Source organism: Saccharopolyspora indica (assembly GCF_027853965.1).
GTDB lineage: Bacteria > Actinomycetota > Actinomycetes > Mycobacteriales > Pseudonocardiaceae > Saccharopolyspora > Saccharopolyspora indica.
In genome coordinates, this window is record NZ_JAQGLB010000007.1 from 213165 (window position 1) to 229066 (window position 15902).

The window sequence follows — 15902 nt, forward strand, 5'->3', positions numbered from 1 at the left end:
GGCGAGCCGCTGGTGGTACGCCTTGGGCGAAATGCGCTGGTGAGCGGGGTTTCGGGCTCTGCCGAGGGTGAAACCGGGTGTTCCGGCCGGGCCGGGCGTGGTGCCCTGGAATCCGGGTCCTCGACCGCCGGGGGCCGCTGCGATCGGAGGGTTCCCATGCCCGACATGCGACCTGGCCTGGTGCTGCACCTCGCGGGCGTCGGCCAGCCACTGCACATCGCGCTCGACCAGTCCGAGGCGGACACCCTGCGCGACGTGCTCGCCGACCTGATGGCCAACGGCGAGACCAAGGCGCTCACCACCGCCGACGGCGGCAGCTTCGCGGTGAACTTCGCGCACGTGGCCACGGCGCACGTGGAGACGACGCGCTCCGACGCCAACGCCTACGGCGCCCCGGCCCGGGGCACCGGCTTCCGCAACTGAGCCCGCCGGACCGTCCCGGTCGTCGAGCGATTTCGCGCGAGCTCGGCGTTCCGCAGGCACGCCGGGAGACGACTCCGCCGCGCACGGGCCGTCAATTTCGTACGAAATTGACGTTCACCCGGGTGACGGTCAATTTCGTACGAAATTGACCGCTGGCCCTGCGGCTGGGGCTCAGCTGTCGCCGGGGCGGTTCGGGTTGGTGGAGATGGGAGGGTCGGCCTGGAGCTGGTCGCCGACCAGGCGGATCGTGTGCTGCGTCGGCGTGCCGCTCGGGCAGCAGCCCGGGTCGTCGGCGTTGTACACCGGGAACTCGACCCGGACCGCGGTGCCGTCCTGGGAGAGGATGCGCACCATCCCGAAGGCGCCCGTCTGCTGCGCCAGCCGCTGCCCGTCGAAGAAGAACAGGGCCTGGCAGCGGCCGTTCGCGCTGCCGGTGCACATCGCCTGGATCACCCGGACCGGCCCGGCCAGCTCGCCTTCCGGCGGCGTCGGGGTGAACCCGGCCGCCTCGATCTCGGCCAGCGCGGCGGCGAGGTCGAAGCTCTCGACGACGGGCTGGCTGGTCGCGGGCGGCGGAGGCGGCGGAGCGGCCTGCTCGGGCTCAGCGGCCTGACCGCAGCCGACGAGCAGAACGGCGAGAAGGGACAGCAGCCCCGCAGTACGACGCACCAGATCCTCCGAAGTCCGAGCTCCCCGGTGGGACGTGCCGAGCCGGCGTTCCGTTCCCCGCTCCGGCAGAACGCGAAGAGCTCCGTTTCCCCTGTTCAGCCCCCGTGAGTGGTTTGTGGGGCTATAGCACCCCAAACCACTCACGGGCTTTTACCAGCGGAAACGGAGCTCATGGCTCGGCCTTCACATCGGTGCCGAGCGCGGCGTGCTCAGTCGCGGAAGACGACCCACTTGAGCATCACGAAGTTGATCAGGGTGCCGAGGCCCTGGCCGACGATCCAGCACAGCGTGACCAGCCACGGCGTTCCTTCCGCGCCCGTCATCATCACCAGCAGCTGGTTCGTTCCCCAGTTCACGAAGAACGTCACGATGTAGACGAGCGCGAACCCACCGGCCTTGGCCTTGGTGTTCCCGGTGTTCGCGCCTTGGAAGGTGAGCTTCCGGTTGATCAGGTAGGAGGCGGAGGTGCCGAGGATGAAGCTGATCCCCCTGGACAGCCACACCGGCCAGCCGAGCACGCCCAGCATGAGCGAGTAGGTGCCGAAGTCGATGACGGCGCAGCCGCCACCGATCAGGACGAATCGGATAAGCTGGTTCACAACGCCTAGGCGCTTGGGCTCCGCCTGGTCCGTCTGGGCTTCGGCCACGGCCACTGGTTCACCTCGGGATCGACGACAGGTCGTTCGGCGTCCAGGGCTTCGTCGCTCCGGAGCACCCGGCTGGGCGCCGAAGACGCGGGGCTCGAACTGGCGCACACGTCCCGGGCGAGTGTAGCGATGACGCATCGCACACCGCCTCCGACCGCGCGCACCCGCGGCTGTCGGTCACCGCTGCGCGGATAGACTCGGCTGGGTGGGATCGGTAAAGGACGAGCTTCAGACGCTGACCGGCTGGGGGCGCACCGCGCCCACCAGGGCCCGCGTCGTCAGCACCCCGGACGTCGAGGCGATCTCGAAAGCCGTCCGCGAGGCAGGTCCGCGCGGTGTCATCGCCCGCGGCCTGGGCCGCAGCTACGGCGACCCGTCGCAGAACGCGGGCGGCACCGTCATCGACATGACCGCCCTGGACCGGGTGCACCTGATCGACGTGGACGACGCGACGGTGGTCGTGGACGCCGGTGTGTCGCTCGACACGCTGATGCGCCGGCTGCTGCCGCACGGGCTGTGGGTCCCGGTGCTGCCCGGCACCCGCCAGGTCACCGTCGGCGGCGCGATCGGTTCCGACATCCACGGCAAGAACCACCACTCGCAGGGCTCGTTCGGCAGCCACGTGCTGGCGCTTGACCTGCTCACCGCCGACGGCGAGGTCCGCACGCTGACCCCGGACGGCGAGGGCGCCGAGCTGTTCTGGGCCACCGTCGGCGGGATGGGCCTGACCGGCATCATCCTCAAGGCGACGATCAAGCTCAAGCGCGTCGAGACCGCCTACTTCCTGGTCGACAACGTGCAGACCAAGAACCTGGACGAGCTGATCGAGCACTTCACCGACGGCTCGGACGACAACTACGTCTACTCGGTGGCGTGGTTCGACTCGCTGGCCCGCGGCGACAAGCTGGGCCGCGCGCTGCTGACCCGCGGCAACTCGGCCAGGATCGAGGACCTGCCGAAGAAGCTGCGCAAGGATCCGCTGAAGTTCACCGCGCCGCAGCTGATGACCGCACCGCCGATCTTCCCGAACGGGCTGGTCAACAAGCTCACCATCACCGCGTTCAACGAGGTCTGGTACCGCAAGGCGCCGACCAGGTTCGGCCTCGTGCAGAACATCACCCAGTTCTTCCACCCGCTCGACCTGGTCGGCGAGTGGAACCGGGTGTACGGCCCGAACGGCTTCCTGCAGTACCAGTTCATGGTGCCGTTCGGCCAGGAGGCGATGTTCCGCCGCTCCATCGACAAGATCAGCGCATCGGGCCACGTGTCCTTCCTGAACGTGCTCAAGACGTTCGGCGAGGGCAACCGGGCGCCGATGTCGTTCCCCCGCAAGGGCTGGACGCTCACCGTCGACATCCCCATCACACCGGGCCTGGACCGGCTGTGCACGGAGCTGGACGAGATGGTCCTGGAGGCAGGCGGCCGCCTGTACCTGGCCAAGGAGTCCCGCACCACGGCGGAGATGATCGAGCGGATGTACCCGCGCATCGGCGAGTGGCGCAAGATCCGCGCCGCCGTCGACCCGGAGGGCGTCTTCCACTCCGACCTGTCCCGGAGGCTTGACCTGTGACCGCAGCACTGGAGACCAAGGAACTGATGGGCTGGGCCCGCACCGCTCCCTCGCGGGCGCGCGTGCTCAGCACCACGGACCTCGACGCGATCGCGGAGGCGGTCCGCACGGCCGACGAGCGCGGCGTCATCGCCCGCGGTCTGGGCCGCAGCTACGGCGACGTCGCGCAGAACGCCGGCGGCACCGTCATCGACATGACGCGGCTGAACCGGATCCACGAGATCGACCCGGACACCGCGATCGTCGACGTCGACGCCGGTGTCAGCCTGGACCAGCTGATGAAGGCCGCGCTGCCCTACGGCCTGTGGGTTCCGGTGCTGCCGGGCACCCGCCAGGTGACCATCGGCGGCGCGATCGCCAACGACATCCACGGCAAGAATCACCACAGCGCGGGCAGCTTCGGCAACCACGTGGTGTCGATGGATCTCGTCACCGCGGACGGCGAGATCCGCACGCTGACGCCGGAAGGCCCCGAGTCGGAGCTGTTCTGGGCGACCGTCGCGGGCATCGGCCTCACCGGCATCATCCTCCGGGCGAAGGTCAAGATGACCCGGACCGAAACCGCCTACTTCTTCGCCGACGTGGACCGGACGGCCAACCTCGACGAGACGATCGAGCTGTTCAGCGACGGTTCGGACGACAAGTACACCTACTCGTCGGCGTGGTTCGACTCGATCTCGACGGGTTCGAAGATGGGTCGCGCGGCGTTCGGCCGCGGCTCGCTGGCCACGGTCGACCAGCTGCCGCCGAAGCTGCGCGCGAACCCGCTGAAGTTCGACGCGCCGCAGCTGCTGACGCTGCCGAACGTCTTCCCGCCGCGACTGGGCAACAAGCTCACGTTCAGCGCGATCGGCGAGCTGTACTACCGGAAGACCCCGAAGCGCGGGCGCGGCCTGGTCCAGAACATCAGCGCCTTCTACCACATGCTCGACCTGATCGGCGAGTGGAACCGGGCCTACGGTTCGCAGGGCTTCGCGCAGTACCAGTTCTCCGTGCCCTACGGCAAGGAGGAGGACCTCAAGCGGATCACCCGCAAGGTCGCGCACTCCGGGCACGTCTCGTTCCTCAACGTCATCAAGAAGATGGGCGAGGGCAACCGGGCACCGCTGTCCTACCCGCACCCGGGTTGGCTGGTGTGCCTGGACTTCCCGATCGTCAACGGGCTGGGCCGGTTCTGCACCGGGCTCGACGAGGACATCCTCGCGCTCGGCGGCCGGCTGTACACCGCGAAGGACTCCCGGACCACCGCGGAGACCTTCCACACGATGTACCCGCGGGTGGAGGAGTTCCGGAAGATCCGCCAGACCGTTGACCCCGAAGGCATTTTCGCTTCAGACATGAGCCGGAGGCTTGAGCTGTGATCGACGCCGTTGGAAACCCGCAGTCCCTGCTGCTGCTCGGCGGCACGTCCGACATCGCGCTGGCGACGGCCGAGAAGTACGCCGCGCAGCGGCCGCTGCGGATCGTGCTGGCCGCCCGCGAGTCGGAGCGCCTGGACGCCGCCGCCGAGCGGCTGCGCAAGACCGGCAGCACCGTGGTGACCGTGCCGTTCGAGGCGCGCAAGATCGACACGCACGCCGAGGTCATCGACAAGGCCTTCGCCGAGGGCGACATCGACATCACGCTGGTGGCGTTCGGCGTCCAGGGCGACAACGAGCAGGGCTGGACCGACGTCGAGACCGCCCGCGAGATGGCCGAGGTCAACTACGTGGCGCCGATGACGCTGGGCGTCCGGCTGGCCGAGAAGCTGCGCAAGCAGGGCCACGGCCACCTGGTCGTGATGTCCTCGCCGGCCGCCGAGCGCGCTCGCCGCTCGAACTTCGTCTACGGCTCGTCGAAGGCCGGTCTGGACACCTTCTTCAGCGGCCTGACCTACGCGCTGGACGGCTCCGGCGTGAAGGTCACCGTGGTGCGCCCGAACTACGTGCACACCAAGCTGACCGAGGGCATCAAGCCCGCGCCGATGGCCCAGCAGCCGGAGCAGGTCGCCGACGTGATCGTCGACGCGGTCCGCAAGGGCAAGGAGCAGGTCTGGGCCCCGGCCCAGATGCGCTGGGTGATGACGGTCCTGCGGCACGTGCCGCGCGTCATCTTCCGCCGCCTGCCGTTCTGATCGTTCCCGCGAACGGGGTCGCCGAGGTCCGTCCCGGCGGCCCCGTTCGTCTTTCCGGGTGTACGGAATGTCCGTCCATAACGTTTTGGTCTTTCGGGCAACGTTCCGCGATCCGGATGCGATCACCTTTGTGACGGCGCTGTTGCGCCGCCCCGATTGCTTCCCGACGCGCTGCGCGCTGGGGGAAGGCGGATGCCTGGAGAAGTGGGGTTCACCGGGTAGCCGTATCCGTGGGCCCTCCACCTGCCCTGTTGTCCGGGGGGCCCACGGAGCGTCGCCGGTGTCCCGGTGCGCTCGAACCGCCGAACACGCGTGAAAACCCCGAAATCCCGGGCAACCGGAACGCGCCGCCGCGCGATCAATGGTTGACCGAGCGAAAAGGGGTTTCGCGTGACCGCAAGAAGAATCGCGGCGTCCACCGCCGCGGCAGCAGCACTCGCCCTGGCCGTGACCGCACCCGCCGCGGCGCAGGACGAGCCGACCACGGCGCCGGACTCGTCGACATCCGTTCCGACCACGGCACCGGACACCTCGGCACCAGCGCCGACCACCGCACCGGACACCTCGACGTCGGTGCCGGGCACGTCGATTACCGCCGAACCGGACCCGGGCGACGGCGCGATCCAGCAGCGCTACGAGTCGATGTCCGAGCAGGAGCGCGCGGAGGTCGGCGAGCCCGTCGGCGACGAGGTGGTGGTCGACGCGGGCCTGCGCTGGCAGGAGTTCACCCACGCCCGCTTCTACTGGACGCCGGACACCGACGTCACCGTCGTCCGCGGCCTGATCCACCAGCGGTTCCTGGAGCTGGGCGGGCACGACGAGGTCGGGGTTCCGATCACCGACGAGCTGGCCAGCAGCGGCGGGGGCCGCTACAGCGACTTCCGCTCCCGCGACGGCGCGGTGCACTCGGCGATCTACTTCTCCACCCGCACCGGCGCGCACCGCGTCGTCGGGCCGATCCTGGAGCACTTCCGCGCGCTGGGCGAGGACGCCCACTTCGGCTTCCCGGCGACCGACACCCGGCTGACCCCGGACGCGTTCGGCGCCTACAACCACTTCGTGATGCCGGATTCCACCCACCAGGACGCCTCGATCTACTGGACGCAGCCGAACGGGGCGAACGCGGTGCAGGGCGCGATCCGGGAGAAGTGGGCCGAGAGCGGTTGGGAGGCCGGGCCGTTGGGCTACCCGGTGAGCGACGAGTTGACCGCGCCGGACGGCGTCGGCCGCTACAACCGGTTCAACGGTGACGGCGCGTTCCCGGCGGGCATCGCGTGGAGCCCGGAGACCGGCGCGCACTCGGTGCAGGGCGTCATCGCCCAGCGCTACGTCGAGCTGAGCGGGCCGGGCGGCGTGCTCGGCTACCCGACCTCCGACGAGCTCGGCACGCCGGACGGGCGGGGCCGGTACAACCACTTCACCGGCACCGGCGGGGCGTCGATCTACTGGACGCCGCAGACCGGCGCGCACGAGGTGTACGGCGGGATCCGTGCCCGCTGGGCGCAGCTCGGCTGGGAGCGCTCCTACCTGGGCTACCCGGTGAGCGGCGAGCACGACGTCGAGCCCGGCCGGGCCAGCGACTTCGAGCACGGCGTCATCGAGTGGCACCGCGACACCGGCGAGGTCGTCGACCGCCCGAACCAGTGATCCGCTGATCGCGAGTGGCGGTGGCCGGGCCATCGCCACTCGCGAATTCGCGCGACCCGGGACGCAACTGCGCCCCGCGCCGCGCGTCTCTTGAGCAGAAGAGCGTTGGCAGCACTTGTTCAGGGGAGCAACGGAAAATGCGCGTGCACACCATCGGGAAGAGCCTGCTCGCGGCGACGGTCTGCGTCGTTTCGCTCAGCGCCTGCGGGAACATGTCGGCGTCCACTGAGGACGGCAAGACCGGTGCGGCGAACCTGGTCGCCGCCGACGGTTCCGACTCGTGCACGACGGAGCAGCTGGAGCCGACGTTCGTGCTCGCCACCACCGGCAAGGTGGCAGGCCACGTCTCGGTCGCCAACACCGGCAGCGAGCCCTGCGTGCTGGAGGAGCCCTACCCGACCATCGACTTCAGGAACCGGGACGGCCTCCCCGTCGAGGACGCCAGGTACGTGCAGGGCAACCCCGGCAGCGGCCCGATCACCCTGGCGCCCGGCGAGTCCGCGGCCGCGGAGCTCGACTGGGACGACATGGGCCCCGAGTGCGTGGCCCGCGTCTGGGCGATGCACCTCTCGGTCCGCCCGGAGGACCAGCCGAAGTCGGTGGACCCGCTGCTCAACGACAAGCCATGGGTGTTCGACCTGTGCAGCACCGAGGTCACCGTGCACGGCTGGCAGGAGGTGTGACCGTCACCGGGGTTCGAGGACGAGGTGGGCCTCGCCCGCCCAGGTCGAGGTGATGGTCCAGGCCCCGGCCGGGCCCGGCTCGCGGCGGAGGGTGTGGGTGATCGGGCGCGGGGGCTCCGGGGTGAAGTTGCGGTAGTTGAGCTCCAGCAGCGCGCGGACCGGTGGGCTCGCCGTCGCCAGGCGCCGGGCCAGCTGGTCCGGGAGGTAGCCGCGATCGGAGAGGCCGTCCACCACCGCGCAGTCGCAGAAGTACGCGAGGGCACCGATCTCGCCCGGGCTGGTGACCGTGCCCTCGCCCACCAGGCGGCCGACTTCGGTGCCGACGCGGGCGTAATCCTCGGCGCTCGCCCAGTTCGTCGCGATCGCCGCCTCGCGCCACGGCGTCCCGTGCGCGGCCGCGAACCACGCCTGCGCGACGAGCAGAGCGCAGCCCAGCAGCAGTGCGAGCTCCCGCCGGATCGCCCCGAGAACACCGGCCAGCAGCAGGGTGAGGCCGATCATGCTCGGCGCGTAGTACCAGTGGTAAGGCGGAACCCCCAGCAGCGTGTAGACGTAGTAGTGCGCGACCCCGCCGATGCCGAGCAGCGCCCACGGCCACAACCGCACCGCGCGGCGCAACGGGCGCAGCGCGCACACCACCAGCAGACCGGCCAGGCCGAGCAGCGGCGGGATCAGCGAAATCACCACCGCCGTCGGGAAAGCCTCGTGGTAGAGCCAGAGCCCGTTGCTGAAGTCCCAGTCGCCCCAGGACTTCTGCAGCTGCTTGATGACCAGCGTGTCCGGCACCGCGGAGCCGAAGTGGAACCAGCTGAAGGTGAACCAGGGCAGGGCGATCGCGGCGGCGCTCAGCAGCCAGCGCCACCAGCCGCGCCACAGCGCCGGCCTGCCGATCAGCACCACCAGCACGAAGACCGCCAGATCCAGCCTGGTCAGCGCGAGCAGCCCGGCCGCCACTCCGAACAGGACCGGCCTGACCTGCACCGATGCCAGCAGCAACAGGCCGAGCAGCGCCGCGGCCAGCGTCATCTCCAAACCGACCGACGAGAGCACCAGCGGATTGCCCGCGACCAGCAGCGCGCCCAGCGGCCCCGCCCAGCCGGGCAGTCCCGAACTGCGGGCGGCGGCGCGCAGCAGCAGTGCCAGCGCGATGTTGGCCAGGACGAACACCGCGCCCAGGGCGACGACGGGCTGCCTCAGCACCGCCGTGAACGCGGCGAGGACGAGCACGTTCAGCGGCGCGGTCGCGGAGTTCGACACCTCGCCACCGATCAGGCCCCAATGGCCGTGGAACGCCAGGTTCCGGGCGTAGCTCAGCGTGATGTAGGCGTCATCGATCAGGGCACCGTGCACCGCCCAGAACACCACCGCGGCAACCGCTCCGACGACCACCGCCCACCCCGGCCAGCCGCTCCTGCCCCGCTTCTCGTCCACGTCGACGCAGGTCCAACCGTGGTCCGGGCGCAATGCGGCACCCTCTGCAACACGCACTCGCGCTCTCCCCTCCGCTCGACGTGTGCACGCCGCTGCGGACGGGTTCGTTGCCCCGATCGGGGAACTCGTTGTGTGATGCCTATCGTCAGTCGGCCGGACGAATTCGGCGCGCGGCGGCGGTGCTCGCGCAACACGTTCGACAGGATTACCCGCGGCGCCCCAGAAAAACGCCGGGAGGACTTTTGGAGCACCCGAGCAGCTCCGCGCAGCTCGAACGACCCGCCGAGCCCGAGCCGGCCGAGCCACCGCGCAAGTCCCGGCTCGGCCGGTGGCTGGCGCACCTGCTCGCGCTCTGCGTCGGCGTCATCGGGCTGGTCTGCGCGTTATCGCTGCCGTTCGCGCCGGTGTCGGTGGATCGCACCGAGGTGCACTGGCCGGGCGCGCGGGCCGAGACCACGACCGCGCTCTTCACGCCCTACCGGCCGGCCGCGTTCGAGGCGTCCGTGCCGTGCCCGGTGCTGCGCAACGCGCTGGAGCGGCCGGGGCGGACCACCGTTCTGACCACGCTGCCGCCGGGCAGCGACCGCGAAGGCCTGGTGCTCACGACCGAGGACGGCAAGCCGCGGCTGCTGCTCGGCCAGCAGCAGGTCCAGCTGCCGCCGAACGCCTGCCGACTGGACATCAGCGCCGACGCGCAGAGCTCGCTGGTGACCGTCGACGGCCGGACACCGATCGCGCTGCCCGGCCTCGCCGCGCCGGAGATCTTCACCTTCGCCACCGACCTCGATCCCGAGCAGCTGACCGGGATCTCCGTCACGGCCCGCACGTTCTCCTGGTTCGACACCTCGCCCACCGAGGTCAAGACGACCCTGATCACCGCCGCGCTGGCGCTCGCGCTGGTCTCGCTGCTCCTGCTCCTGGTGCACGCCCCACCGGCGTTCCGCTCGATCCGGGTGGCGCTCACGCCGCTGCCGGTGGACCTCGCGGTCGCCGCCGTGCTGGCCGGATGGCTGGTCATCGGCCCGCTGACCGACGACGACGGCTTCGCGATGATGACCGTCCGCAACTACGACGACGCCGGGGACATCGGCAACTACTACCGCTGGTTCAACGCGTCGGAAACGCCGTTCACCCTGGTCCAGCACCTGATGCGGTGGTGGTCGGCGGACGACCTGACGCCCGTTTGGCTCCGGGTGCCCAGCGCGGTGGCCGGTCTGCTGACCTGGTTCGTCGTCAGCCGCGGCATCGTGGCACCGGTCTGCCGGGGCACCCGGCGGTTCCCGCTGCACCTGGTCACCGCGGTGTTCTTCCTGGCCTGCTGGCTGCCGTTCGGCCTGGGCATCCGGCCCGAACCGTTCCTCGCGCTGGGCACGTCCGCGCTGGTCGCGGCGCTGCTGAAGCTCGACCGGACGCGCGCCCCGCAGCTGTGGCTGGGCATCGCGGCGCTGACCGCGGGGCTGACCGTGGCGATCACCCCCACCGGCGTCAGCGCGCTGATCATCGTGCTGGTCTTCGCGCCGCGCATCTGGCGGGTGCTGGCCCAGCCCGGCGCGCTGCCGCGCTGGGTGCTGGTGCCGACCCGCGCGGCGCTGGCCGCGTGCCTGGCGGGGACCGGTCTGGTGGCGATGTTCGCCGACTCGTCGTGGCGCGGTGTCATGGCGGCCACCGAGATCCACGACGAGTTCGGGCCGAGCCTGGGCTGGTACCAGGAGATCGACCGGTACGCGGCGCTGCTGGGCACCTGGATCTGGGGCACCTCGGCGAAGCGACTGGCGGTGTTCCTGGTGATCACCGCCGCGCTGCTCGCCGGTGCCTGCGCGATGCGGCAGATCCACCGCTGGACCTCGGTGGGCGACCTGCCGGTGCTGCTCGGCGCCGCGGTCGCGGTGCTGGCCGCGCTGTGGCTGACGCCGTCGAAGTGGACCCACCACTTCGGCTCGCTGGCCGGGGTCGGATCGGCGCTGCTCGCGGTGGTCGTGGTGGTGCTGCTGCGGGTCGGCAGGCTCCAGCACGCGAAGCGGGAGGCCCGGCTGCTCGGCGCGATCGGCGCGATCGCGGCGTCCTTGGCCGCGGCGCTGGCGTTCATGGGCCCGAACATCTGGCCGATGCAGTCCGACTTCGCCGTGCCGTGGTCGGATTCCCCGGTGCGGCCCGGTGTTCCGCTGGACAGCCCCGCGTTCTGGCTCGCCGGAGCCGTCCTCATCGGACTGCTCGCGCTCAGCTTCCTGCACCTGCGCACGGCGGTGTGGTCACGGCCGCGCAACCGTCTGATGTGGACGATCATGCCCGCATCGGTGCTCAGCGGGGCGGCGCTGGCCTCGGTGCTGGTGCTGCTCGGCTCGCTCGCCGCCGCACCGCAGGTCATGGGAGACCGGTTCTCCGTGGCGCGGATGAACTGGCAGGGCCTGCGGAGCGGCACCTGCGGGCTGGAGGACGAGGTCCAGGCGCTGCCCGTCGCCGAGCAGCTGTGGCCGCTGGTCGGGAAGGCCGAGCTGGACGGCTTCACCGAAGGTGGCGCGCCGCCGCAGGAAGCGGACGTGACCAACGGCGAACCGCTGCAGGTGACGCCGCCGGAGACCGAACCGGAGAAGGGCCCGCGCGACGAGGTGCAGGCGACGTCGGCGAGCGAGCACTCCTGGACGAGCCGCACCGGCGGCCCGCAGAACACCGGCTCGCTGATCAGCCCGTGGTTCGGGATGCCGCAGCTGACCAACGACCAGGCGCTGTCGCTGTGGATCGCCGGGCGGCCCGAGCAGGGCAACTCGCTGGTGCTGGAGTTCGCCGCCGCGGACCGCCCGCTGGGCGTCCGCGAACTGCGCGACCCGCCGCCGACGGACCTGCCGTTCGACGACCCGCGCCACGGCCGGCCCGTCGACTGGCGCAACTTCCGCGACTGGCGACTGCACACCATCGACGCCCGCGACGTCCCGCGCGGCGCGGACCGGGTGCGGATCCTCGGCGAGGACCGCACCACCGACGAGCAGGGCTGGCTGGCGGTGAGCGGCCCGGTGGTGCGCGACGTGGTGCCGCTGCGGCAGGCGCTCGACGCCCGCGGGCCCGCGCTGATCGACTGGACGATGAGCTTCGTCTTCCCGTGCCGCAGCGACTACCCGCAGGTCGCGGGCGGGGTGGCGAGCAGTCCGCGGCTGATGGTGACCCCGCCGACCGGTGACTGGGGAATGGCCGTCGACCCGGGCTGGGGCGGGGTCTTCGCGGGCGCGACGATGCTCTCCCGCCGCATCGAGATCCCCACCCGGCTGCGCGGCGCGCCCGGCCACACCTGGGGCCACCTCTACGCGGTCAGCTACGGCATCGAACGCGACGCCTACACGACGACCCGCACCCGCGAAACGATCGGCGGAGCCCACGGCGACCCCCCGTACCCCTTCAAGGAGCACTGACCGCCTCACCCGGGCGGCGGTCAATTTCGTACGAAATTGACCAAGCCCTGCGCGGGGCGGGGAGACGGGTGACGCCCGTTCAGGTGCTGCGGGATCCGGTCGGCTGGCTGAAACTGGTTCGCATTGTGCATCCAGCCAGTTGACCGGGGGGCATCGTGGCGGACCGGGCGGGAGCGGCGGAGCTCGATCGCCCGCTGCCCGCACCGGCCCCGCGCAAGAGCCGGTTGCCCGGCGCCGTCGGGTTGCTCGTCGGAGTGCTGGGCGTGCTGGTCGCGCTCGCCGTGCCGCTGGCGCCGGTGATCACCCAGCAGGTCACCGCGACCTGGCCGAAAGCCGGGCAGCTGCCCGAGAGCACGCTGGCCTTCGTCGTGCCGTACCACCCGGCCGAGGTCCACGCGCGCGTCCCGTGCCCGGTGGTCCGCGCCGGGCAGCAGCGCGGCACCCCGACCACGCTGGTCGCCAGCCGACCGCCCGGCCAGCCCACCGAGGGCTTCGCCGTCACCACCGCGAACGACCACGTGATCGCCCTGGTCGGCGGCCGCGAAGCGCTGCGCGCGCCGATCACCGCGGCCTGCGACGTCGCAATCGACGCCGACAGCGCAGGCAGCCGGGCGCGGATCGGCGACCAGGTGGTGGAGCTGCCCGGCGTGCGAATCCGGGACGTCGTCGCGTTCGCCACCGACCTCGAACCCGAGCGGGCCGCCGGCCTCCAGGTCCGCGTGACCACGGCGAACTGGTTCGAGAACTCCCCCACCACGACCAAGATCCTCCTGATCGCAACCCAGGCCGTCCTGGTCCTCCTGGCCTTCGCCGCCCTCCTCGCCCACGACCGGTCCCGCCGGAGGCACGCGATTTCAACGGAAATCGGATCTCCGACTTCAATGGAAGTTGCGGATCATCGGCGTGTCGCCGTCGGACACTCCGACGGAGCGTCGGACGGTGACGCGATTTCAATGGAAATCAGACGTCCGGCTTCCATTGAAATCGCGGCGCGCAGGCGGACTCCGGCGCTCGGGCACCTCGTCGATCTCGGCCTGTTCGCCGTGCTCGCCGGCTGGTGGGTGCTCGGGCCCACCACACCGGACGACTCGTTCGCCGCGATGACCGTCCGCAACGGCCTGCTGACCGGCGACATCGGCAACTACTACCGCTGGGAGAACGCCTCCGAAGCCCCGTTCACGCTGGTCCAGCACCTGCTCGAACCCGTCGCCGCGTGGAGCGCCAACCCGCTCGCGCTGCGCATCCCGAGCGTGGTCGCGGCCGCGCTGACCTGGCTCGTGCTCAGCCGCGGCATCCTCGGCGCGGTGCTGCCGGAGCACTCCCGGCGCAGTCCGGTCCGGCTGCTGGCCGCGGTGAGCTTCCTGGCCTGGTGGCTGCCGTTCGGCCTGGGCGTGCGGCCGGAACCGTTCGAAGCGCTGGGCCTGGCCGCGGTGCTGGCCTGCGCACTCCAAGCGGTGCGGCGCGACCGGGTCGCGTGGCTGGGGCTCGCCGCGCTGGCCGCCGGGCTGTCGGTCGCGGTGAACCCGATGGGCATCACCGCGCTCGTGCCGTTCGCGGTGCTCGCACCGCAGCTGCGGCGGCTGCTCAGCGCACCGGTCGTGGCGCTGCTCGGCGGTATCGCCGCCGTCGGCGTGGTGGCGATGTTCGCCGACCAGTCGCTGTTCGGCGTCCGGAAGGCGACCGAGCTGCACGCCCAGTACGGGCCGGACGTGCCCTGGTTCCAGGAGGTCCTGCGCTACCAGTACCTGCTGGGCTTCGACCTGCAGGGCGACGTCGCCCGGCGTGCTCCGGTGCTGCTGACCGCGCTCGTCGCCGGCTGCAGCGGCTTGCTGCTGCTGCGCGGCGCCCGGCGCCTGCCCGGCATGGCGCTGGCGCACGTACCGCCGCTCTGCCTGCTGCTGAGCGTCGTCCTGATGATCACGACACCCTCCAAATGGACGCACTATTTCGGCGCGCTGGCCGGAGTGGGAGCCGCTACGCTGACCGCAGGTGCGGTCCTGATCACGTTCGCCGCCCGGCACCTCGCCCGCGACCGGGTGGTGCTGGTGGCGGGTGGGCTGTGCACCGCCCTCGCCGCGCTCGCCGCGGCGCTGGCGTTCGCTGGAAAGAACAACTGGTTCCTGCACTCCCAGTTCGGAGTGCCTTGGGGAGAGCAGCCGGTGCGGCCGCTGAACAACCCCGCGTGGTGGTTGATCGCGGTGGTCGTGCTGCTGGCGGTGTCCGTCCTGCGTGGACGCTCCGGCGGGGTTCGGCGGCTGCTCGTCCGGATTCCCGCGCTGGTCGGCGTGGGCGCGGTGGGGGTGACGGTGGCGATCGTGCTCGGTTCGTTCGTCCTCGCGCCCATCCGGCAGGCCGACGCCTACTCCATCGGTGGTCAGGGCCTGGCCGCGCTGTCCGGCGGCAGCTGCGGCATCGCGGACCACGTCGTCGCCACCCCGGACGTCCCCGGCGGCGCGCTGGTGTCGAGCGGGCCTGCCGAGAGCTACGGCTTCAGCGCGGGAACCGGGCACGCACAGGAGTTCGCGCCGCCCGGAGGAGTGCGCGAGTTCTGGGGCAGCCTCGGCGGCGGCCAGATCTCCACCGGCGAGCTCACCACCGGCTGGTACGCGCTGCCCGCGCTCGCCCCGGACCAGGAGCTCGCGGTGGCGGTCGCCGGGCGGAGCGGCGACGGCAACCGGGTGGCGCTGGAATTCGCCTCCCCCACCGGCGTCCTCGGCGAGCGCGTCCTGGACGACACCTGGCTGGACGCCGACGAGCGCCCGGCCTACCCCAGCGACCACGTGGCGCCGGACCTCCCGCAGGACCACCCGGCGTGGCGCGACCTGCCCGTCGCCGCCCAGGACATCCCGGCCGGGACGACCGCGGTGCGGATCCGCGCGGTGGACGGCACCACCGATCCGGCCGGTTGGCTCGCGGTGGCCGGACCGCGCGTCCGGGACGTCGTGCCGCTCGCCGAGCACCTGCGCGGCGAGGCACCGGTCCTGGTGGACTGGTCGATGACCTGGAACGCGCCGTGCCTGCAGGACATGCCGCGGGTGGCGGGCGGACTGGTCGAGCCGCCGACGCACCTGGTGGTCCCGCCGAGCGGCACGGGTTTCGGCGGCAGCGCCGCGTACGTCCGCGGCATCGGCGGTGTCTTCGCCGGTGTGCGGGAAGTCGGTCACCAGAAAGAAGTACCGACCCGACTACTCGGCGTCGAGAAAACCCCGGAGTACTCCGAATGGGGCCACCTCATCGAGGTGGATTACCCGATGCCGGGCAACGAATACGACGTGCAGCGCGTTCCTGTTCCACGGTGGGGTTGGCGAGGGGAGTGAC

11 protein-coding genes are annotated in these 15902 nt (G+C 71.3%); 8 read left to right on the forward strand and 3 right to left on the reverse strand.

Annotation, left to right across the window (positions count from 1 at the left end):
- Positions 1 to 156: 156 nt before the first annotated feature.
- Positions 157 to 423 (forward strand): hypothetical protein, encoded by a 267-nt coding sequence (locus tag OU416_RS18105; RefSeq protein WP_270928159.1) that lies wholly within the window; start codon positions 157 to 159, stop codon positions 421 to 423.
- A 171-nt stretch (positions 424 to 594) separates the two neighbouring features.
- On the opposite strand, the gene OU416_RS18110 is transcribed toward OU416_RS18105, so the two are convergent.
- Both OU416_RS18110 and OU416_RS18115 read right to left on the reverse strand, forming a co-directional pair.
- Entirely contained in the window at positions 595 to 1092 is a 498-nt protein-coding gene (locus tag OU416_RS18110) for an LppP/LprE family lipoprotein (RefSeq protein ID WP_270928160.1), read from the reverse strand.
- Between the two features lie 209 nt (positions 1093 to 1301).
- A complete protein-coding gene (locus tag OU416_RS18115; protein WP_270928161.1) occupies positions 1302 to 1745 on the reverse strand; it encodes a GtrA family protein in 444 nt (147 codons plus the stop codon).
- Positions 1746 to 1944: 199 nt separating this feature from the next.
- On the opposite strand from OU416_RS18115, the gene OU416_RS18120 reads away from it, so the two are divergent.
- From OU416_RS18120 to OU416_RS18140, 5 genes are all read left to right on the forward strand, one after another.
- A complete protein-coding gene (locus OU416_RS18120) occupies positions 1945 to 3309 on the forward strand; it encodes an FAD-binding oxidoreductase (RefSeq protein ID WP_270928162.1) in 1365 nt (454 codons plus the stop codon).
- 26 nt (positions 3310 to 3335) lie between these two features.
- Positions 3336 to 4670: an FAD-binding oxidoreductase gene (locus tag OU416_RS18125; protein WP_270928253.1), complete on the forward strand. Its 1335-nt coding sequence runs from the start codon at positions 3336 to 3338 to the stop codon at positions 4668 to 4670.
- Entirely contained in the window at positions 4667 to 5422 is a 756-nt protein-coding gene (locus tag OU416_RS18130; protein ID WP_270928163.1) for a decaprenylphospho-beta-D-erythro-pentofuranosid-2-ulose 2-reductase, read from the forward strand. Before OU416_RS18125 ends, OU416_RS18130 begins: the two co-directional genes overlap by 4 nt.
- Before the next feature lie 390 nt (positions 5423 to 5812).
- Entirely contained in the window at positions 5813 to 7069 is a 1257-nt protein-coding gene (locus OU416_RS18135; RefSeq protein ID WP_270928164.1) for a hypothetical protein, read from the forward strand.
- Between the two features lie 137 nt (positions 7070 to 7206).
- The gene (locus OU416_RS18140) at positions 7207 to 7752 is read left to right on the forward strand and encodes a DUF4232 domain-containing protein (protein WP_270928165.1); all 546 of its coding nucleotides are present in this window, start codon (positions 7207 to 7209) and stop codon (positions 7750 to 7752) included.
- Positions 7753 to 7755: 3 nt separating this feature from the next.
- On the opposite strand, the gene OU416_RS18145 is transcribed toward OU416_RS18140, so the two are convergent.
- Positions 7756 to 9240, reverse strand: coding sequence for a hypothetical protein (locus OU416_RS18145; protein ID WP_270928166.1), 1485 nt, complete (start codon positions 9238 to 9240; stop codon positions 7756 to 7758).
- Positions 9241 to 9425: 185 nt separating this feature from the next.
- Here OU416_RS18145 and OU416_RS18150 point away from each other — a divergent pair, with 185 nt between their 5' ends.
- Entirely contained in the window at positions 9426 to 12584 is a 3159-nt protein-coding gene (locus tag OU416_RS18150; protein ID WP_270928167.1) for an arabinosyltransferase domain-containing protein, read from the forward strand.
- Between the two features lie 155 nt (positions 12585 to 12739).
- Positions 12740 to 15901, forward strand: a complete 3162-nt coding sequence (locus OU416_RS18155) for an arabinosyltransferase domain-containing protein (protein WP_270928168.1) — start codon at positions 12740 to 12742, stop codon at positions 15899 to 15901.
- The last annotated feature ends 1 nt before the right edge of the window (position 15902 follow it).

Bases quoted from the DNA above. Each gene is read 5' to 3' on its own strand.
- OU416_RS18105 (WP_270928159.1), top strand. From the start codon at position 157: ATGCCCGACATGCGACCTGGCCTGGTGCTGCACCTCGCGGGCGTCGGC.
- OU416_RS18125 (WP_270928253.1), top strand. From the start codon at position 3,336: ATGGGCTGGGCCCGCACCGCTCCCTCGCGGGCGCGCGTGCTCAGCACC.
- OU416_RS18140 (WP_270928165.1), top strand. From the start codon at position 7,207: ATGCGCGTGCACACCATCGGGAAGAGCCTGCTCGCGGCGACGGTCTGC.